We start from the raw sequence: 20,408 nt of genomic DNA, 5'->3' as shown, positions 1-20,408 counted from the left end.
TGAGGATACAGCAATCAATTGGAAAGAAGGGGACCCTGTGTTAGATAAAATCGACTTGAAAACAAAGCTTTCCAAAGAAGAATATAATCAAAGAATCGGTGAGGAGGAAAACCGTCTGGGGTTTCTGCAGCGTTCCATCCGGGATGCCGGGATTCCGGTGATCATCCTGTTCGAAGGGTTCCGGGCTTCCTGGCGCAGCCAGCTGATCAGCAAGGTAATCCATGCCCTGGACCCGCGTGGCTTTCGGGTGTATTCTGCTTCCAAGACCACAGAGAAGCAGAAGGAAAGTCCATTTTTCCTGCAATTCTGGAAAGAGCTGCCGCCAGCGGGCCAGATTTGCATCCATCACCGGGCCTGGTACTTCCTGCGGAATGAACATGCGGTAGGAGATCCGGATGAGGCTTCGGAATGGTACCACATCAGCTTTGAAGAAATCAACAACTTCGAGCGGGAGCTGACGCAGGGAGGTTATGTGGTCGTCAAGATTTTTACCCACATTTCCAAAAAGCAGCAGCGGGAAAATCTGGATAAGGGCAGGGAGGCTCTGGGCAGCCGCTGGGAGAAATTGGCTCCGGCGGGCATCGAGGGTATCGACTATGGCGCCTATCGGGATGTGTACGAAAGAATGCTGGCAGCTACCAATACTGATGCCGCCCCCTGGCATGTGGTCCCCATGGAGGATAAGCGCACGGGCATCGAAGCGGTATTCCGGGTGCTGATTACGGCCCTGGAGGAAGCCTTGAAGGATAAAAAGCGCCCGGTGGATCCGGAAAAAGGTCCGGTGAAGGATCTGAGTGTTCCCAATATCCTGAGCCGGTACAATCCGGATCAGCCCATGGATCAGGAAGAATACGAAAAGAAACTGAAAAAATACCAGAAACGGCTGGGCGAGCTGCAGTATGAGCTGGCCAAACGGAAAATCAGCACCATCATTGCCTTTGAGGGGCAGGATGCGGGGGGAAAGGGCGGTGCCATCAAGCGGCTGTCCGAATCCCTTGATCCCCTGGGGTACCGGGTGAATCCGGTGAGTGCCCCCAACGAATGGGAAAAGCAGTTCCATTACCTGTGGCGGTTCTGGACCAAGGTGCCCTGCCCCGGTGAAATCGCCATTTTCGACCGCACATGGTATGGCCGGGTCCTGGTAGAGCGCATCGAGGGATTTGCCAAAATCAGTGAATGGCGCCGGGCCTATGAGGAAATCAATGATATGGAGCACCAGTGGGTGAAACAGGGGATCATCGTCCAGAAGTTCTGGATGCAGATCAGCAGCGAAGAACAGCTGAAACGGTTCCAGGCCCGGGAAAGTGACCCCAGCAAGACCTGGAAGATTACGGCGGAAGACTGGCGGAACCGCTCTAAATGGGATCAGTACGTGGATGCGGTGGACGAGATGCTGTATCGCACGGATACCAGGGAGGCCCCCTGGACGGTGGTGGAGGCCAACAATAAATTGTTTGCCCGCCTAAAGGTCCTGGAAACCATGATCGGTCGCATGGAAAGCGTATTGAAGTAAAGCAACGATTACGTTTACAAACAGGAGAAAAAACAGTAAAATAAAAGTTACTGTGAGTGGGGAAAAAGCAGCTGGTACAGGAAATGATATCCTTTACCAATTACAATCTGCTGACGACTCATCATGAAAAAGGAGTGAAAGGGAAATGGCGGGATTTGCTTTTACTGAAAAAGACGGAATCCGGTGGGGCTGTTTCCCTGCCTGGTCAGCCCTGGGAGTGGGGCATGGCTTTACCTGCCGGATCGGCGGGGAAAGCGACCTTGCGGCCGGTGGCCTGGATATGGCCCTTCATGTGGGGGACAACCCGGAAAAGGTGGTGCGCAACCGGCAGAAAGCTGCCAGCGCTATGGGGTTTGTCCTTGCCCGGACGGCCACCTGCGCCCAGGTGCATGGTACGGTATTGGCCAGAGTCACGGAGGCAGAAGCCGGCCGGGGTGCCCTGGAGCTGGGAACGACGCTTCCGGATACCGATGGTCTGCTGACGGACTGCAAGGATCTGCCCCTGATGCTGTTCTACGCAGACTGCACGCCAGTACTGCTGGTGGATACCCAAAGCAGCGCTATTACTGTGCTCCATGCGGGCTGGCGGGGCAGTGTGGGCCGCATCGCCCAGAAGGGTGTGAAGGCCATGCATGACTGGTACGGCACAAGGCCGGAAGCTATTGTAGCAGGTATCGGGCCCAGCATCGGGCCTTGTTGCTACGAAGTGGATGAGAAAGTACGGGAACAGGCCAGGGGGTTCGAAGGATGTTTTGCACCCCATGGCACAGGACATTACCTGCTGGATCTGTGGGAGCTGAACCGGCGGCAGCTGGTGGAAGCAGGTGTGAAACCGGAGAACATCAATGTAGCAGAGATATGTACCTGCTGCCACAACGAGGAATATTTTTCCTACCGCAGGGAAAAAGGCAAAACGGGCCGCCTGGCGGCAATTTTATGGAGAAAATCATGAAGGAGATGGGGTTTCCCATGTTACAAGACAATATTGCAGCGGTACAAGCCAAAATCAAGGAGGCTCTGGCCAAACGGACCGGATCTAAGATTACCGGTGATCAGGTGACTATCCTGGCTGTGACCAAGAATCACCCGGCTTCTGTAGTTACCGATACCCTGGCTTGTGGTCTGACGGAAATCGGTGAAAACCGGGTGCAGGAAGCCATGCACAAACAGGCTGTGCTGCCGCCCGGTGGTAATTGGCATCTGATCGGTCACTTGCAGACCAATAAGGCCAAACACGCGGTCGAACACTTTGCCATGATTGAAAGTGTGGATAGCCTGAAAATCCTGGCCCACCTGGAAAAGGCCGCAGCCGAACTGGAAAAGGTACAGGATGTGCTGCTGCAGATCAATGAAGCCGGCGAAGTGCAGAAAAGCGGCTTTGCTCCGGATGACTTCCGGGCAGCCATCCCGGAACTGAAGAAGTATCCCCATATCCGGGTGCGGGGCGTGATGGTGATTGCACAGGCTACGGACCATGTGGAAGAGACCCGTCCCGTGTTCGCTGCCGGATATCAAGACTTTGTATATCTGAAGGATGTTCTGAAAAGTGATGCTGTGGACATCCTCTCCATGGGCATGACCCACGATTACTGGATTGCTGTGGAAGAAGGAGCCAACGAGGTGCGGGTAGGGTCCGCCCTGTTCGGAGCCCGGGACTACTCCCTGAAATTTTAAAAAGAAATGGTGGAAAACATGAAAAACGCATTCAAGAAATTCCTGTCTTATTTCGGCCTGTATTCCGGGAACAACCGGGAAGAAGAATCGGTGGAAAATGGTCCTGAACAGGAAGACGACAGCAAGGTGGTTCCCATGTTCGGCAGCGGTTCCAGCTGGCGGGAAAAGAGCTTCGAAAAGGATAACGAAACAGCCGGCGACAAGCCCTATGAAAAATCCTACGAAAAACCCTATGACAAGGTGTTCGACAAGGATTACGGCAAGGACTACAGCAGGGATTATGGACGTGAAACCGAGGAACCGCGCAGCACCACCCGCAGCGGGGACAAGGTACTTTCCATGCCGGTGAACCGGAATCCGGTCAGCGTAGTGGTCATCGAGCCCATTGACTTCAACGACAGCCAGAAGATGGCCGATTATCTGTGCAAGAACCAGCCTGTGGTCATCAACTTCGAAGATACTGACGCAGATGTGCGCAAACGGATCATCGACTTCATCAGCGGTACCATTTATGCTCTGGACGGCACGTTGCGGAAAATCGGACGGAACTTGCTGGTGTGCGCTCCACCTAATGTGGATATCGATACGGAAAATACCAATTTCGGTTCGGAAGGGAGTAATGATCCATGGCAGCGTTAAATGATATGAAAATCACGTTCATTGGCTGTGGGGCCATGGGGGAAGCCATTTTGAAGGGCATCCTGAACGGAAACCTGGTGACGAAGGAACAGGTGACCGCTGCAGTGCCTACAGCCAAACGGCAGGCTTATCTGAAGGATACCTATGATATTGCTGTAACCGGCGACAACAAAGAAGCTGTAAAGGACGCCGATCTGGTGATCCTGGCGGTGAAACCGCAGATGGCCAGGGCAGCTGTGACGAAAGAACTGGTGGGGGCTCTGCCGGCCAAAGTCCGGATCCTGTCCATTATGGGGAGCTACGATCTGGCCATGCTGCATGACCTGGTGCCGGGTCATCCGGTAATCCGCACCATGCCCAATACTCCGCTGGCTGTGGGGATGGGAATGACGGCCCTGACCGGTGATGACCAGGTGAATGAAGATTTCATGGAGGTGGCAGAAGCCATCTTCAACAGCTGCGGCGAAACCGTACGGGTGGACGAAAAGGCCATGGAAGCCATTACGGCCATCAGCGGCTGCGGCCCCGGCTATATGTTCGTGGTCATCGATGCACTGGCCGATGCCGGCGTGATGGCAGGGCTGCCCCGGGCAATGGCCATTAAACTGGCGGCTCAGACCATGGCGGGCAGCGGAATGATGGCATTGAAAACCGGGCTGCATCCGGCCCAGCTGCGGGATCAGGTGACCAGTCCCGGCGGCACGACGATTGCAGGGATCAAAGCCCTGGAAAACCATGCAGTGAGAGGAGCGTTTTACGATGCGGTACAGGCCGTTCTGGACCGGAGTGCCGCATTGAAGAAATAATATGGCAAACAACCAACAACAACGGGAGACAGTATTACGCTATTTCAAGGCCAGCGGCGACGAAGAGCTGGCTGCCCAGCTGCTGGACCTGGCTGACGGGGCCCGGAAGAGCCGCCGGTTCAAAGTGACGGGGTTCCTTGACCCCCACGGCCAGAACGTGGCGGAAATCGTGGCCGCCAACTTTCCCCAGGTACGGTATGAGCTGAACGGGGGGTTCCACAATGCGGAGCGGCAGAAGGCTGCTTTCGTCAGCGAAGACTTCTACGGCCAGCCGGATTTTGCCATTACAGCCCTGGAGATCTTGTGGGATAAACGGTACTATGAAATCGGCCACCGGGATGTGCTGGGGGCCTTTATGGGACTGGGCTGCAAACGGGAGATCCTGGGCGACATCGTGTTCATCGATGAGGGAGCCCAGATTGTGGTGGATACTCCTATGGTGGATTACGTGCTCAGCAACCTGACCAAGATCGGTGCGGCTACGGTGGAAGTGAAAGAGATCCCTCTCAGCGAGCTGAAGGAGAAAGAACAGAAAATCAAATTGATCAGTGCCACGGTGGCAGCCCTGCGGCTGGATGCGGTGGCAGCCAGCGGGTACGGTGTCAGCCGCAGCCGTATGGCGGATGAGATTAAAGGACAGAACGTAAAGCTGAACTGGCAGGACGCAAAGAGCCCGTCCCAGACGGTAAAAGAGGGGGATGTAATTTCCTTCCGCAGCCGGGGGAGAGTGGAGCTGGCCGAAGTGCGCGGTACTACGAAAAAAGGGCGGTACGCGATTACATTGAAACGGTATATTTAGAGATGTGAAAATCATTTTCACACCCTGTCACTAGGCACTAGCCAATGGAGAAAACCATCATGATACTACTGATCCGACATGGGGAAGCTGATCATCATATCCATGAACTGACCGGGGGCTGGACGGATTCAGCCCTGACTGAAAAGGGACTTTCTCAGTTTGCCGAACTGGCGGAATGCCTGGCAAGGGATTTTGCCGGCCATCCAGCACCGAAAGTGGTGGCCAGTGATCTGCAGCGAGCCCGTACCGGGGCTCAGATCATTGCTGAGAAGCTCCAGGCCGGGCCGGTGGAATGCTTTCCTTTTTTGCGGGAGAAGAACAACGGCCGGGCAGCGGGGCTGTCCAAAAAGGAAGCCAGGGCATTCTACCATCCGCCGGTGACTGGCCGGGAGCTGGATCACATCAACTACGACGGGGGTGAGACCCGGCGCAGTTTCTACGAACGGACGGTGGAAGGGTTCCGGAAGCTGGTGGAACATCAGCAGGGAGACTTGATCATCGTATCCCATAAGGGGACTATCCAGAACATGCTGTTCGACTGGCTGGGGCTCAGCATCGAGGAAGTGGCGGACAAGAAGATTTCTTTTGATATCCGTCCGGCGTCCATGACGGTGCTGGGGGTGAACAAGTGGGGCGAGCATGCGGTGTTCGACCTGAATGATACCAGCTATTTATACGGAAGACCTCAGTTCCAGCTGTTCGGGTTTCCGTTTGGAGAATGAGGGGAATCGCTGCAACGCAATCATCTTATTCCTGGTCAGCAGGCACTGGATACCAGCCGAAGGTGAAAAATCGCCTTCGGCTTTTTTGCATGGAATGCCTGTTGTGCCTGCTCTTGCCATTCTGTGCCATTTAGTGTATGATAAAGTATCTGTAGTGACATGTCAGCCGGGGATACCGCTCTGGCTGGCCGCCTGTTCTTTGAGGGGGGAACGGGGACGGGATCATTGCATATCTTTGAGCGCAGGTGCCGGAACGCGGTTCCGGCCGACGAGGAAGAGGTTCATCGAAACGTCAGCGGATGCCTCTCGGTAAGCTGCAGACCGTAAACGGTTCTACAAAACCTTCCGGCAACGGGGGCATACAGAAGGAACCGCGGCAGACGGTAACTACAAACACATCAGGAGGAAGATATACACTATGTGCGGTATTGTTGGTTACATTGGACGACATCAGGCTACGCCATTTTTAATGGAAGGGCTGAGCAAACTGGAATATAGAGGATACGATTCTGCGGGTATCGCCGTTTACAATGACGGCAAGATCAACGTGGAAAAATGCGTGGGCCGTCTGGATGCCCTGCGGCAGAAAATCGTAGGACGTGAACCGGTGGGTACCCTCGGCATTGGCCATACCCGCTGGGCCACTCACGGGAAACCCAGCGATATCAATGCCCATCCCCATATGGACGAAAGCGGTACCTTTGCCGTAGTCCACAACGGGATTATCGAAAATTACATGCCGTTGAAACAGGATCTGCTGAAGAAAGGCCACCATTTCCTGTCTGATACGGATACGGAAATCGTACCCCATCTGATGGCCGATCTGTGGAACGGGGATTTTGAAAGCACAGTCCGCAAGGTGCTGCATACCATTCAGGGATCCTATTCCCTGGTGTTCCTGTGTGCCAAGGATCCCAGCAAACTGATCTGCGCCAAAAAGAACAACCCGCTGGTCATCGGCCTGGGCAAAGGTGAAAACTATATTGCCTCCGATATCCCGGCCATCATCAATAAGACGCGGGACACCTATATCCTCAGCGATGGGGAAATGGCCATTGTGGAAGCAGACAAGGTGGTCGTGAAGGATCTGAATGGCAGGAAGATCAACAAGGAAGTGTTCCGGGTAAACTGGAACGCTGAAGCTGCTGAAAAGGGCGGTTTCGAACACTTCATGCTGAAGGAAATCTATGAACAGCCCAAAGCTGTCCGGGATACCCTGCGTGGCCGGGTGAGCAAGGACAGCGACAAAGTGACTTTTGATGAACTGAATTGGACTGCGGAAACTTTTAAGGATCTGAAGAAAATTTTCATCGTGGCCTGTGGGACTGCCTATCATGCGGGCATCGTGGGCAAGTACTACATTGAAAAAATGGCCCGGATCCCGGTGGAAGTGGACATCGCCAGCGAATTCCGGTATCGGGATCCGATCATTGACGAACACTGCATGTGCATCGTGGTCAGCCAGAGCGGTGAGACCAGTGATACCCTGGAAGCTCTGAAGGAAGCCAAACGGCGGGGTGCCCGGACCATGGCCGTGACCAACGTGGTGGGATCCTCTATTGCCCGGGAAGCCGATCAGGTGGTCTACACCTATGCGGGCCCGGAAATTGCCGTGGCTTCCACAAAGGCCTATACTACCCAGCTGATCATCATGCTGCTGCTTTCCATGTATATTTCTCATCTGGTGGGCAAACTCAGTGATGAACGGCTGCATGCACTGATCCAGGCCGTACTGGAAGTGCCGGAACGGATGCATGACATCCTGGACCATGTGGACCAGATCAAAGTATACGCCAACAATTATGCCAATCGGGAAGATGCATTCTTCCTGGGCCGGAGCCTGGACTATGCCGTGGCTCTGGAAGGTGCCCTGAAATTGAAGGAAATATCCTATATCCATGCAGAAGCCTATGCGGCGGGTGAGTTGAAGCACGGGACCCTGGCTCTGATTACGGAAGGGGTGCCGGTCATTGTCCTGGCCACGCAGAGCAATATCTATGACAAGACCATCAGCAACCTGGTGGAAGTAAAGAGCCGTGGCGCCATCGTCATCGGTATCGGCATGGAAGGAGATACCGAGCTGGCCAAGCATGCGGACAGTGTGATCATCATACCGAGGGCCGATGAAGACCTGGCTCCGATCCTGGCGGTGATTCCTCTGCAGCTGCTGGCTTACTATGCAGCCCTGGCCAGAGGGTGTGATGTGGATAAACCCCGGAACCTGGCAAAAAGTGTTACTGTGGAATAAAAAACAATTTCGAAAGAGCGACCTGCTGAGCGGGCCGCTCTTTTTTGTTGCACAATTTCCCAAAACGGTCTACAATGGAGTCATTGTATTATCTATTGCCATCTGCTGACATGACAATAAAAGCAAAATCGTGTATAATGTATACAACAAAACTTTGGGGCTGCCCTGCGGCCCCCTCCAAAGGAGACCTGATCCATGGAAGACATGTATGATGCCATTGCCCGGCTGAAAAAAGAACGGAACGCGGTGATCCTGGCCCACGTATACCAGCCGGAAGAAATCCAGGAAATCGCCGATTATTGCGGCGATTCCTTCGGCCTCAGCCAGGAGGCGGCCAAGACCGATGCAGACGTCATCGTGTTCTGTGGAGTCCGGTTCATGGCAGAAACGGCCAATATCCTGTCACCGGACAAGATTACCCTGCTGCCAGCGCCCGATGCCACCTGCCGGATGTTCGACGATACCCTGGAAAGCAAGGTAAAGGCAGTGCTGGCCAAGCATCCGGAATACAAAGTGGTTTCCTATGTCAATACTCCGGCCAGCGTGAAGGCACTCAGTGAAATCTGCTGTACCAGCTCCAACGCAGTGAAAGTGGTGGAGAGTCTGCCCAAAGACCAGGAACTGCTGTTCGTACCTGACCAGGATCTGGCCTCCTTTACCGCAGAAAAGACCGATGCCCGCATCATTCCCTGGCAGAGCGCCTGTCCCACCCATTTCAACCTGACGGCGGAAGAGGTCAGGGCAGCGAAGAAAGCTCACCCTGATGCGCTGGTACTGATGCATCCGGAATGCCGGCCCCAGGTACGGGCACTGGCGGATTATGTGGGCAGCACTACGGGTATTGTGAAGTACGCAGAGCAGAGCGACTGTCAGGAATTCATTATCGCCACGGAATGCGGGGTACTGACCCAGCTGGCCTGGAAGTGTCCGCACAAGAAGTTTTATATGGCTGGGGATATGCTGTGCCCCAATATGAAAAAGACGACCTTGGAGAAGGTGAAACGGGCCCTGGAGACCCTGGAACCCAGGGTGGTGGTCCCTGAACCCACCGCTGAAAAAGCCAGGGTGGCACTGGAACGGATGCTGGCAGTGAAGTAAGGACTATCTTGATCCTTTCTTGAAAGGGACGGGGATACGATACTGCTTACTATGAACGATGAACCTATACATAACGGAGGCGTTTCCCTATGGAAACTTATTGGACTTCTTTTGATACGAAAACGGCACCCTGCATTACTACTGATGTGCTGGTGATCGGGTCCGGAGCAGCCGGACTGCAGGCGGCCTGGTCGGCGGCGGAAGCCGGACGTCAGGTGCTGGTGGTGGTTCGGGACAAACTGGCGGACAGCAATACAGCCAAGGCCCAGGGCGGCATTGCGGCAGCACTGGGCCATGATGACGATCCCCGGCTGCATTTCCATGATACCCTGGTGGCTGGTGCCGGGCTGACAGATGAGACCATGGCGGAAATCGTGGTCACCGAAGGACCCAAGGCGGTGCTGGATCTGCTGCATCATGGTGCACAGTTCGACAGGAATCCGGACGGTACCCTGGCTCTGGGAAGGGAAGGCTGTCACAGCCGGAACCGGATCGTCCACGCCAACGGGGACAGTACCGGGGCTGAAGTGTCCCGTGCTCTGCGGGAGATCACCAGCAGAGAATCCCGGATCAAATCGCTGGAACACTGCTACGTGACGGACCTGCTGGTGAAAGATGATACCTGCTACGGGGCTATGGCTCTCCATGATGGGAAAATGGTCCATCTGCAAGCCAATGATGTGGTGATCGCTACTGGCGGAGTGGGAAGGCTGTTTGCCCATACTACCAATCCGGAAGGGGCTACGGGCAGCGGCATTGCCCTGGCTTATCGGGCAGGTGCGGAACTGATGGACATGGAATTCGTCCAGTTCCATCCTACGGCTCTCGCTATTCCCGGCCATCCCAGCTTCCTGGTTTCCGAGGCCGTACGGGGAGCCGGTGCCCTGCTGTACAATACGAAGGGTGAACGGTTCATGCCTCAATACCATCCTATGAAGGAGCTGGCTCCCCGGGATGTAGTGGCCCGGGCCATTGCCACGGAAATGAAGCGCTGCGGCAGTGACCATGTGTTCCTGGATGCTACGGTCATCGATGATGTGGAACATAAATTCCCCATGATCTATGAAACCTTGAAGGATTACGGGGTGGATATGAAAACCCAGCGGATCCCCATCGCTCCGGCAGCCCATTATATGATGGGCGGTATCCGTACCGATGCCTGGGGCCATACGAACATCAATCATCTTTATGCCTGTGGTGAAGCAGCCTGTACCGGACTGCAGGGTGCCAACAGGCTGGCCAGCAATTCTCTGCTGGAAGGGCTGGTATTTGGCCGCCGTACGGCGCAGGCCATCTGCAACGAACGGAAACCGGAAGTGGGCGAGGGTCTGGAATGGCGCTCTGATCTGGCAGGATGCACGTCTGCCCCGGACCAGTGGGCGAAAGACCGTACTGCAGCCCAGGAACGGATGAGCCGGCAGCTGGGCATTGCCCGTGACAAGGAAGACATTCTGGATGCCCAAAATGCTCTGGCCAGGAAGATAGCGGACTATGAGAAAGAGACGGCTGTGACCTACGAGCTGCTGGATCTGAAATCCCAGCTGCTGGTGTCCTGGCTCATCGCAGGGGCTGCCCTGCAGCGGGAAGAGAGCCGGGGCGCCCATTACCGCCTGGACTTCCCGAAACCCCGGGAATGCTGGCGGCATCATTCTGTGGAAGAAAAGGAAGGAGGCGTGGCTCATGCGTAACTTTGCCTTGGACGACAGCCTGCGCCGCTGGCTGGAAGAGGACATCGGCACCGGCGACTTGACCAGTGAAGCTCTGATTCCGGAGGATGCAGTGACTGTCGGCCTGATCCATTCCAAAGATACAGGCATCCTGTGCGGGGTGGAGGTAGCCCGGCGGGTATTCGAACTGCTGGATCCCAGTCTGGAATTCACTGCCCTGGTCAAGGATGGGGATCAGCTGGAATATGGTACGAAGATTGCAGAAATCAAAGGCTGCGCCCGCAGCATCCTCACGGGAGAACGGCTGGCCCTGAATCTGCTGCAGCATATGAGCGGTGTGGCTACCCAGACGAAGAAACTGGCGGACCTGGCAAAACCTTATGACACCCGGGTGGTGGACACCCGGAAAACTACTCCGGGCCTGCGGCAGCTGGAAAAGTATGCCGTACGGGTAGGCGGCGGCCATAACCATCGGCTGGGGCTGTATGATGCCATCCTCATCAAGGACAACCACATTGCCGTGGCCGGCGGCGTGAAGGAGGCATTGGACCGGGCCAAAGCCTATGCCAGCCATATGACGAAGATTGAAATCGAGGTAGAGAGTCTGGAACAGGCGAAAGAGGCCGTGGCCGGCGGTGCTGACGTCATCATGCTGGACAACATGGCACCGGAAGCCATGAAGGAATGTGTGGCGTACATCGATCACCGGGCAGTGGTAGAAGCCAGCGGCGGTATCGGTGCCGATAACCTGCAGGCAGCTGCAGCTGCCGGTGTGGATGTGATCAGTGTAGGGGCACTGACCCACAGCGTGAAGGCAGTGGATATCAGCCTTGACGCAGGAAAAATCAAATAAAGGGTCATGAACCATGAGCTGAAGGAGAGGAGCTGTCCCTGGGGAAAGATCCTCTCCTTTAAAATTTTCCTCATTTTTTCCTTTTCCCTTCCTTTTTTCCATAAGTATGTTATAATGGAGTCGTAAGACAATTTATTTTTTTTCGAACAGGGTGGGACATAAAAAGTACCACGAGGGACAAAATGTGCAACATCAGCTTGGATCAGATCATCAACTTACAGAACAAACTGGTTCCGGAAATGGTGGAGCTTTTGACGGAGCGCTATAAGGTGCTGCGCCAGATCAGCCATGACCAGCCTATCGGGCGCCGGACCCTGGCTAAGAAGCTGGGGCTCAGCGAACGGATCCTCCGCTCCCATGTGGATTTTCTGAAGGAAGCGGGACTGCTGGACTTTACGCTCACGGGGATGAGCATTACCGATGAGGGGACTGTACTGCTCCAGGAACTCCGGGATTATGTGAACCGGCTGCAGAAACTTTCCAGCCTGGAATCCGTCCTGGAGGAGAAACTCCATTTGAAAAAAGTGGTGGTGCTGCCCGGGAATGCGGATCAGGATCAGGTAGTTACCCGGGAAATCGGACGGGTGGCAGCCGGTATTTTATTGCATTTGTTGAGCGATCACAAATCCCACATCGTGGCGGTTACCGGTGGTACAACCGTGGCGGCCATGGCCCAGAATACCTACGGCAATGAACCGGAAACGGTAGTGGTGCCAGCCCGGGGCGGCCTGGGGGACCGGATGGAACTGCAGGCCAATACCATTGCGACGGTGTTAGCCGGCCGGCTGAAGACCCGGTACCTGCAGCTGTACGTACCCGACAGCGTCAGCGAAGATGTGCTGCGCAAGATCCTGGAGGAAGATGCTCGGGTGAAGCAGGTGGTGGAAACCATCAAAAGCGCGGACATCCTGGTCCATGGCATGGGCCAGGCCCAGGTGATGGCAAAAAAACGGGGCGTGGGACCCGAACTGATCAAAGAGCTGGAAGACAGGGGTGCCATCGGCGAAGCCCTGGGCCAGTACTTCGACATCAATGGACACGTGGTGCACAGCACCGATACCCTGGGGCTCATGGTGAATGATCTGGAAACGATCCACACGGTCATGGGCATCGGAGGGGGACACTCCAAAGGGCGTGCCATCCTTTCCGTACTGCGCAGCAGTCAGGATGACATCCTGGTCACCGATGAGGCTGCTGCCAGAGAAATCATACGTTGTTTACAGGACGGAAATCGTCACACTGTATAAAATTTTTAGGAGGAATGGTAAAATGGTAAAAATCGGTATCAATGGGTTTGGTCGTATTGGTCGCTGCGTTCTGCGGATTGCGGTGAAGAATCCGGAAGTGGAAGTCGTAGCAGTCAATGCCCGTTCCGGCATCGATACCTATGCCCATCTGTTGAAGTATGATTCCATCCACGGTACTTTCGATGAAGATATCTCTGTGGATGGCGATATCATGCATGTAGGTGACAAGGCCATCAAATTCACCCGTTTTAACAGCCCGGCTGAAATTCCCTGGGGTGATATGGGCGTGGATGTAGTCATGGAGACCACTGGTAAATTCAAGACTCGGGAAACGGTACAGCCTCATCTGGACAACGGCGCTAAGAAAGTAATTATCGCTGCTCCGGCCAAGGGCGAAGATATTACCATGGTCCTGGGCGTCAATGATGACAAGTACGATCCCAAACACCACAACATCATTTCCAACGCTTCCTGCACCACCAACTGCCTGGCTCCTTTCACCAAGGTGCTGCAAGACAACTTCGGCATTGTGGACGGCATGATGACCACCGTTCATTCCTATACCAATGACCAGAAGATCCTGGACGCTGCCCATAAAGACCTGCGTCGTGCCCGTGCCGGTGCCTGCTCCATCATCCCCACCACGACTGGGGCTGCCAAAGCCATTGGTCTGGTACTGCCGGAACTGCAGGGAAAACTGAAGGGCATGGCCATCCGTGTCCCGACTCCGGATGTGTCCCTGACCGACCTGGTCGTGAACCTGAAGAAAGATACCACGAAGGAAGAAATCAACGAAGCCATGCGCGTAGCTTCTGAAACCACCATGAAAGGGATCCTGGGCTATAATGAACTGCCTCTGGTTTCCTGCGACTACAGCGGCTGCCCGTTGAGCTCCATTGTGGATGGCTTGTCCACGATGATGGTAGGACCTCGTATGGCCAAAGTAGTTTCCTGGTACGATAATGAATGGGGCTATTCCAACCGGATGGTTGACATGGCTGTGTTCGTGGCTTCTAAGGGTCTCTAATCAGGAGAAAGGTGGGTGCAAGGTTTTATTATGGATAAGAAGACCATCAAAGATATTTCACTGACAGGGAAACGGGTACTGGTCCGGGTGGACTACAATGTACCTATGAACGACAAAGGGGAAATCACGGATTCTACCCGTATCGAAGCCTCTCTGCCCACCCTTCATTACCTGCTGGACCAGGGCGCTGCTGTCATCCTGATGGCGCACCTGGGCCGTCCAAAGGGTAAGGTCAATGCCAAGTATAGCCTGAAACCGATGGCAGAAGCCCTGAGCAAGCTGGTCCATCGTCCAGTGCAGTTCTGCCCGGACTGTGTGGGTAAAGCAGCCAAAGAAGCGGCTGAGAATCTGCGGAACGGGGATATCCTCATGCTGGAGAATCTGCGGTTCCATCCGGAAGAAGAGAAGGACGATCCGAAATTCTCCCAGGAACTGGCTGCTCTGGCGGATGTATATGTGAACGACGGCTTCGGTGTGTCCCACCGGGCTCATGCTTCTGTAGAAGGGGTGACCCATTATCTGCCCGCTGTGGCCGGGTTCCTGCTGGAAAAGGAAATCGCCTATCTGGGCAACGCTGTGGATAATCCCCAGCACCCGTTTGCTGCGATTATCGGCGGCGCCAAAGTAGCCGATAAGATCGCTGTTATCCGTAGCCTGATCAAGAAAGCAGATGTGATCCTGATCGGCGGCGGCATGGCCAATACGTTCCTGGCGGCCAAGGGCTACAACCTGGGCAAATCCCTGGTGGAACAGGAAAGCATCAGCATCGCCAGGGATTTGCTGGCCGAAGCCTCGGAACAGAAGACAAAGATGCTGCTGCCTGTTGATCTGGTGATGGCTTCCAAGTTCGACAACGATGCGGATCATGAAGCGGAAGATCTGGATCATTTGAACCCGGAATATATGGCCCTGGATATCGGTCCCAAGACCGCTGGTCTGTATGCGGAAACCCTGGCCGGCATGAAGACCATTGTGTGGAACGGTCCTATGGGCGTGTTCGAAATGCCCAACTTCGCAGCCGGTACCCGCAAGGTAGCCGAAGCGATGGCCGAGTCTGACGGTATTACCATCGTAGGCGGTGGTGACAGTGCGGCTGCAGTGAAACAAATGGGACTGGGTGAGAAAATGAGCCATGTATCCACCGGCGGCGGTGCTTCCCTGGAATACCTGGAAGGGAAAGTACTGCCCGGCGTGGCTGCTCTGGATGATCTGCGGACCCCTGTGGTGGCCGGCAACTGGAAATGCCACAAGACGGTGGAAGAAGCCATGGAACTGGCTCATCAGATTGCACACAATACGGAAATGGCCCAGGCTGAAATCGTACTGTTCCCGCCCTTCACTGCTCTGGAAAGCGTTGCTGCCATGGTGGACGAAGATGGTATCGGCTATGGGGCACAGGATCTGTTCTACGAGGATGAAGGCGCTTACACCGGTGCTGTATCCGGCCCCATGATCGCTGAAATCGGGTCCCGTTACGTCATCGTGGGCCACAGCGAACGGCGTCAGCTGTTCGGCGATACCGACGAAATCGTAGTGAAGAAAGTCCAGGCTGCTTACCGGAATGAACTGGATCCAGTGCTGTGCGTAGGCGAAAATGCGGAAGAACATGAAAAAGGTGCTGCGAAAGATAAAATCCTGAGCCAGCTGAAACCGGTACTGGATGTACTGGACGACAAACAGATCGAACATCTGCTGGTTGCCTATGAACCCATCTGGGCTATCGGTACCGGCAAGAGCGCCGAAGTGAAGGACGCCGTGGCGGCTGCTGAGGTGATCCGCAAGGCTGTGGAAGACAAATTCGGTAAGGAAGCGGCCCGCCGGGTACGCATCCTGTACGGCGGCAGCGTGACCAGCGAAAACGCTCACAGCTTCCATGTGGAAGGCATAGACGGTGTCCTGGTGGGCGGAGCCAGCTTGGATGCTGCTGAATTCAGCGCCATTGCCAATACGTTCTGAGGCGTGCTGATGAAGAAAAAACCTGTAGTGCTGATGATTCTGGACGGGTGGGGGATTGCCCCCGCTTCGCCCACCAATGCGGTAACCCGTGCCCGGACCCCGCATCTGGACTATTATTTCAACCGGTATCCCCATGCTCAGCTGCAATGCAGCGGGGAAGCAGTGGGCCTTCCGGATGGACAGATGGGTAACTCGGAAGTGGGCCATCTGTCCATCGGTTCCGGCCGTATCATCTACCAGAGTCTGACCCGGATCAGTCGGGCAGTGAAGGATGGCAGCCTGGAAACGAACCCTGTCCTGATCAAAGCCATGGAACAGGCTCGGGATGGGGGCAAAAAACTCCATCTGCTGGGTCTTTTGAGCGATGGCGGCGTACACAGCCACATTGATCATCTGCTGGGTCTGCTGGCTATGGCCAAGAAACTGGATGTCAGGGATGTGTGTATCCATGCGTTCCTGGATGGACGGGATACCCCTCCCAAGAGTGCACTGCCCTATCTGCAGCAGGTGGAAAAAGCCTGCAGGGAACTGGGGATAGGCCGGATCGTTACTGTTTCCGGCCGGTATTATGCCATGGACCGGGATAAACGGTGGGAACGGATCCAGAAAACCTTTGATGCGATGACCGGGGGCGAAAGTCTCTCCGCAGGCACGCCGGAAGCCGGACTGGAGGCCGCTTATGCGGCGGACCAGACCGATGAATTCGTGATGCCTTTTCGGGTGGAAGGTGCGGACGGCAGGGTGGAAGCCGGGGACAGTATGATCTTCTTCAACTTCCGCCCTGACCGGGCACGGGAACTGACCCATGCCTTTACGGATACGGATTTTGCCGGATTCGGACGGACGGCCGGTGCCTTGCCGGTGCATTTCGTCTGCATGACAGAATACGAAAAGACCATTCAGGCTGCAGTGGCCTTCCCGCCGGAAGAAATCAGGGATACCCTGGCAGAAGTGGTCTCCAAGGCCGGTTTGCGTCAGCTGCACATTGCGGAAACGGAAAAATACGCCCATGTGACGTTTTTCTTCAACGGAGGACGAGAACAGCCCTTCCCCGGCGAAGACCGGATTTTGGTACCCTCTCCGAAAGTGGCTACCTATGATCTGCAGCCAGAGATGAGTGCCTATATCGTGACGGAAAAACTCCAGGAGGCTCTGCAGAAGGACCTGTACGATCTGGTGATCCTGAACTTTGCCAATCCGGACATGGTGGGCCATACGGGCAGCCTGAAGGCAGCTGTTGCGGCACTCGAGGCCGTGGATGAATGTGTGGGCAGCCTGGTGGATACCGTCCTGAAGAAAGGTGGAGCCGTGTGCATCACGGCGGATCATGGGAATCTGGAAGAAATGGAAGACCCGGTGTCCCATGCACCCATGACCAGTCATACCACCAATCCGGTACCGTTCCTGGTGGCAGGGGCAGATCCTGAGATGAAGGTGGAAAACGGCGGTCTGTCTGATATTTCGCCCACTCTGCTGGATTTGCTGGAACTGCCGGAACCAGAGACTATGACCGGTCATTCATTGCTGGTGAAATAAGTTTCGTCTGTTTTCAAATATAAATACGAGGTGATTACAATGCCAATCATTGAAAATGTTTGTGCAAGAGAAATCCTGGATTCCCGGGGCAATCCCACTGTGGAAGTGGATGTCCTGCTGGATGACGGCACTGTTGGCCGTGCTGCCGTTCCTTCCGGTGCTTCCACCGGCGTCCATGAGGCCGTGGAACTGCGGGACGGGGACAAAGACCGTTTTGGCGGCAAAGGTGTTGCCAAAGCTGTAGAAAATGTCAACGAAGCCATCGCTGATGTGATTATTGGGCTGGATCCCACCCGTCAGGTGGAAATCGACCAGGCCATGATCCGGCTGGATGGTACCCCCAACAAGGGCAAACTGGGTGCCAACGCCATCCTGGGTGTATCTTTGGCTGTGGCCAAGGCTGCCGCCCTGTCCGTGGGTCTGCCCCTGTACCAGTATCTGGGCGGCGTCAACGCCAAGGAACTGCCCGTACCCATGATGAACATCCTGAACGGCGGTGCCCATGCAGATAATAACGTGGATATCCAGGAATTCATGATCATGCCCGTAGGCGCTGACAGCTTTGCCGAAGCCCTGCGCATCAATGCCGAGATCTACCAGGCACTGAAGAAAGTGCTGAAGGGCAAGGGTCTGGCTACGGCTGTAGGTGATGAAGGCGGTTTCGCTCCCAACCTGGAAAGCAATGAAGAAGCCCTGCAGGTCATCGTGGAAGCCATCGAAAAAGCCGGCTATAAACCCGGTGAACAAGTTCGTCTGGCCATCGATACCGCTGCCAGCGAGCTGTTCGAAGACGGCAAATACAACCTGAAAGGGGAAGGTGTGGTCAAGACTGCTGACGAAATGGTAGCATGGTATGCTTCCCTGTGTGAAAAATACCCCATCGTTTCCATTGAAGACGGCCTGGCCGAAGATGACTGGGATGGCTGGAAGAAACTGACCGATGCTCTGGGCAAGAAAGTCCAGCTGGTGGGCGATGACCTGTTCGTCACCAATGTGGAACGGCTGCAGAAGGGAATTGAACAGGGCGTGGCCAATGCCATCCTGATCAAACTGAACCAGATCGGTACCCTGACCGAAACCCTGGACGCCATCGAAATGGCCAAACGGGCTGGTTACACTGCCATCGTTTCCCACCGGAGTGGTGAAACGGAAGATACGACTATTGCCGATGTGGTGGTAGGTACCAACGCCGGTCAGATTAAATCCGGGGCTCCCTGCCGGACTGATCGGGTAGCCAAGTACAATCAGCTGCTGCGAATCGAAGAAGATCTGGGTGCCGCTGCACAGTACAATGGCATGAAGGTATTCTACAATATTAAATAATAAATAAAAGTCCCGTAACCCTTGTGGTTACGGGCTTTTTGCTTTAAACGGCAAAAATTTTAATACAAACCGGCCATAGCTTCTGCCGCCCTCTGTCGGATATCGGCTGTGTAATTGACGTAGACTGCGGAAACAGTAGTCACAGTATCGCCCAGGATATGGGCTACTAGGTTGATGTCTCCGGTTTCGGAGAGCAGGAGGGTGGCAAAGGTATGCCGGAGAGCGTGTACGGAACGGCCTGGAAAATGACTTCGGATGATCCGGTTGAGCTTGACGTGGACATTTTGCATTTGGTTCAAAGGGAAGACGGTGCCGGACAGATTGAGGGGCTGGGACTGCCTCCAGTCGGCCAGGGCCTTCAGGACGGCGGGAGATGCGGGGATGGTCCGATTACTGTTTCTGGTCTTACAAGGGGTAACCCCCATCTTCCCGGGGCCGATTCTGGCATACTGCTGCTTGATGGTGATGGTTTGCTCCGTCCAGTTAATGGCGTTCCAGGGGAGCCCGGCTATTTCGCCAAACCTCATACCGGTGTTGGCGGCCAGGATGGCCACCAAACGGCAGAGGGGCTTATGCTCCAATAAAGTTATGAGCTTAGACAGCTCCGCCCGTGTAAAGGCCCGGATGATCTTAGGGCCACGTTCTTCCCTGATGGTGATGCCCCGGGCTGGATTGACCGCCATGATCTTGTAGACCTTTACGGCGTACTCCAAAACGGGGGAGACGCACCGGAGCTTGGCTTTTTTCGTGCCTGCTGCGACTTCCAGAGCCAGGAGCGCGTTCAAAATGGCGGCAGTAGTCAGTTCACGCAGGGGAATGTCGGCTACAGCACTCAGCGACTCGATGGAGTTCCTGTAATTCATCAGGGTGTTATAGGATAAGAAATCCTTTTTGTCCCGGTAATAAATGCCAAAGAATTGCCGAAGGGTCATGCCTTTCAGCCGGACGTCTGTAGTTAGGCCCTCTGATTGCTTGACCTCTTCCAGCAGCTCATCTTGGTGCTGTCTGGCTTCTCTTTGCGTTTTAAATCCCTGGCGGGTCTTCTGCCGCCACTTTTTGCCGACCTTGTACGACAAGATCAGGCACACAGAGTCGTTTTTGGTACGATAGCTGAAATGGTAATCCATAAAAAATCCATCTCCTTTTTATGGATAGATACAATATTTAGCAAAACCACAATATATAGATTAATAAGGTCAATATGCTGTGGTTGTACTTTTTTGTATTTTTGTTATAATATTAATAGAGCAACTCGTGAAGGATATAGGCTGGGTTCCCGAATGGGAGTAGGCGTAATGCT

17 protein-coding genes are annotated in these 20,408 nt (G+C 54.7%); 16 read left to right on the top strand and 1 reads right to left on the bottom strand.

From position 1 onward, the window contains the following. Positions 1–37: 37 nt before the first annotated feature. From pap to eno, 16 genes are all read left to right on the top strand, one after another. Positions 38–1,513, top strand: coding sequence for a polyphosphate:AMP phosphotransferase (gene pap / locus ACR0QW_RS04690; RefSeq protein WP_432642556.1), 1,476 nt, complete (start codon positions 38–40; stop codon positions 1,511–1,513). A 145-nt stretch (positions 1,514–1,658) separates the two neighbouring features. Continuing rightward, positions 1,659–2,465: a peptidoglycan editing factor PgeF gene (gene pgeF / locus ACR0QW_RS04685; protein ID WP_432642555.1), complete on the top strand. Its 807-nt coding sequence runs from the start codon at positions 1,659–1,661 to the stop codon at positions 2,463–2,465. A gap of 17 nt (positions 2,466–2,482) precedes the next feature. Continuing rightward, positions 2,483–3,187 carry a YggS family pyridoxal phosphate-dependent enzyme gene (locus ACR0QW_RS04680; RefSeq protein ID WP_432642554.1) on the top strand — a complete coding sequence of 235 codons (705 nt, stop codon included), beginning with the start codon at positions 2,483–2,485 and terminating at the stop codon, positions 3,185–3,187. Positions 3,188–3,205: 18 nt separating this feature from the next. Further along, positions 3,206–3,826, top strand: a complete 621-nt coding sequence (locus ACR0QW_RS04675) for a cell division protein SepF (RefSeq protein WP_432642553.1) — start codon at positions 3,206–3,208, stop codon at positions 3,824–3,826. Continuing rightward, positions 3,814–4,632: a pyrroline-5-carboxylate reductase gene (proC, locus tag ACR0QW_RS04670; protein WP_432642552.1), complete on the top strand. Its 819-nt coding sequence runs from the start codon at positions 3,814–3,816 to the stop codon at positions 4,630–4,632. Before ACR0QW_RS04675 ends, proC begins: the two co-directional genes overlap by 13 nt. Before the next feature lies 1 nt (position 4,633). Beyond that, the gene (locus ACR0QW_RS04665; protein ID WP_432642551.1) at positions 4,634–5,431 is read left to right on the top strand and encodes an RNA-binding protein; all 798 of its coding nucleotides are present in this window, start codon (positions 4,634–4,636) and stop codon (positions 5,429–5,431) included. 59 nt (positions 5,432–5,490) lie between these two features. After that, a complete protein-coding gene (locus ACR0QW_RS04660) occupies positions 5,491–6,153 on the top strand; it encodes a histidine phosphatase family protein (RefSeq protein WP_432642550.1) in 663 nt (220 codons plus the stop codon). A 418-nt stretch (positions 6,154–6,571) separates the two neighbouring features. Beyond that, a complete protein-coding gene (gene glmS / locus ACR0QW_RS04655; protein ID WP_432642549.1) occupies positions 6,572–8,401 on the top strand; it encodes a glutamine--fructose-6-phosphate transaminase (isomerizing) in 1,830 nt (609 codons plus the stop codon). A 195-nt stretch (positions 8,402–8,596) separates the two neighbouring features. Next, positions 8,597–9,499, top strand: coding sequence for a quinolinate synthase NadA (gene nadA, locus ACR0QW_RS04650; RefSeq protein WP_432642548.1), 903 nt, complete (start codon positions 8,597–8,599; stop codon positions 9,497–9,499). Positions 9,500–9,588: 89 nt separating this feature from the next. Continuing rightward, positions 9,589–11,187 (top strand): L-aspartate oxidase, encoded by a 1,599-nt coding sequence (nadB, locus tag ACR0QW_RS04645; RefSeq protein WP_432642547.1) that lies wholly within the window; start codon positions 9,589–9,591, stop codon positions 11,185–11,187. Beyond that, positions 11,180–12,019: a carboxylating nicotinate-nucleotide diphosphorylase gene (gene nadC / locus ACR0QW_RS04640; protein WP_432642546.1), complete on the top strand. Its 840-nt coding sequence runs from the start codon at positions 11,180–11,182 to the stop codon at positions 12,017–12,019. Before nadB ends, nadC begins: the two co-directional genes overlap by 8 nt. Before the next feature lie 182 nt (positions 12,020–12,201). Further along, positions 12,202–13,266, top strand: a complete 1,065-nt coding sequence (locus ACR0QW_RS04635) for a sugar-binding transcriptional regulator (RefSeq protein WP_432642545.1) — start codon at positions 12,202–12,204, stop codon at positions 13,264–13,266. Positions 13,267–13,288: 22 nt separating this feature from the next. Continuing rightward, entirely contained in the window at positions 13,289–14,293 is a 1,005-nt protein-coding gene (gene gap, locus ACR0QW_RS04630) for a type I glyceraldehyde-3-phosphate dehydrogenase (protein ID WP_432642544.1), read from the top strand. A gap of 15 nt (positions 14,294–14,308) precedes the next feature. Then, complete coding sequence (gene tpiA, locus ACR0QW_RS04625; RefSeq protein WP_432642543.1) at positions 14,309–16,249, top strand: triose-phosphate isomerase; 1,941 nt, start codon at positions 14,309–14,311, stop codon at positions 16,247–16,249. 9 nt (positions 16,250–16,258) lie between these two features. Continuing rightward, on the top strand, positions 16,259–17,785 hold the full coding sequence (gpmI, locus tag ACR0QW_RS04620; protein ID WP_432642542.1) for a 2,3-bisphosphoglycerate-independent phosphoglycerate mutase: 1,527 nt from the start codon (positions 16,259–16,261) through the stop codon (positions 17,783–17,785). A gap of 39 nt (positions 17,786–17,824) precedes the next feature. Then, on the top strand, positions 17,825–19,108 hold the full coding sequence (gene eno / locus ACR0QW_RS04615) for a phosphopyruvate hydratase (protein WP_432642541.1): 1,284 nt from the start codon (positions 17,825–17,827) through the stop codon (positions 19,106–19,108). 59 nt (positions 19,109–19,167) lie between these two features. Here eno and ACR0QW_RS04610 read toward each other — a convergent pair whose 3' ends face one another. After that, the gene (locus ACR0QW_RS04610; protein ID WP_432642540.1) at positions 19,168–20,235 is read right to left on the bottom strand and encodes a tyrosine-type recombinase/integrase; all 1,068 of its coding nucleotides are present in this window, start codon (positions 20,233–20,235) and stop codon (positions 19,168–19,170) included. Positions 20,236–20,408 lie beyond the last annotated feature (173 nt).

Source organism: Acidaminococcus sp., assembly GCF_050873445.1.
Classification (GTDB): Bacteria; Bacillota; Negativicutes; order Acidaminococcales; family Acidaminococcaceae; genus Acidaminococcus.
Note: the sequence above shows the minus strand (reverse complement) of the source record. Positions and strands in the feature narration are given on the sequence as shown.